Consider the following 668-nt stretch of genomic DNA (forward strand, 5'->3'; position numbering starts at 1 on the left):
GCGAACGCCTCGTTGACCTCGAAGGTGCCGATGTCAGACATCGACAATCCAGCTCGTGCAAGGGCTTTGGCGGTCGCGGGAATCGGAGCGGTCAACATCGTCACTGGGTCGGAGCCGGCCAGCACCGCGGTGTGGATCCGGGCCCACGGTCGCAGCCCCAGCTCGTGTGCCCGGGCTGAGGTGGTGATCAGCAGCGCCGCCGATCCGTCGGAGATCTGAGACGAGGTGCCCGCGGTGATTACCCCGTCGGTGGTGAAGGCCGGCTTGAGCGCGGCGAGTTTGTCTGCCGTCGTGTCGCGGCGCACGCCGCCGTCGGTGGCTACGGTCGTTCCATCGGGCAGTGTCACCGGTAAGATCTCATCGACGAACTCCCCGGCATCGATGGCTTGTGCGGCCCGGCGGTGAGACTCTGCGCCGTACTCGTCGAGTTGGGTGCGCGACAGCGACCAGCGCTGAGCGATCAGTCCGGCGCCGATGCCCTGGTGGAATTGCTTGACGCCGTAGCGTTTCTGCTCGGACTCGGTCATCGGATCGCCGACGTCGATCCCGCGGGATGCGCCCATGGGGACTCGGCTCATCATCTCGACGCCGCCGGCCACCGCGACGTCGTACTGGCCCGAGATAACCCCGGCCGCGGCGAAGTGCAGCGCCTGCTGGCTCGATCCGCA

General features: G+C 67.5%; 1 protein-coding gene. It reads right to left on the reverse strand.

Annotated elements, in window-relative coordinates:
- The coding region (locus tag A5688_RS13790; protein ID WP_131812147.1) for a thiolase family protein at positions 1–668 on the reverse strand (668 nt) is incomplete at both ends.

The sequence above is a fragment of the Mycobacterium mantenii genome (assembly GCF_001667865.1).
Classification (GTDB): domain Bacteria; phylum Actinomycetota; class Actinomycetes; order Mycobacteriales; family Mycobacteriaceae; genus Mycobacterium; species Mycobacterium mantenii_A.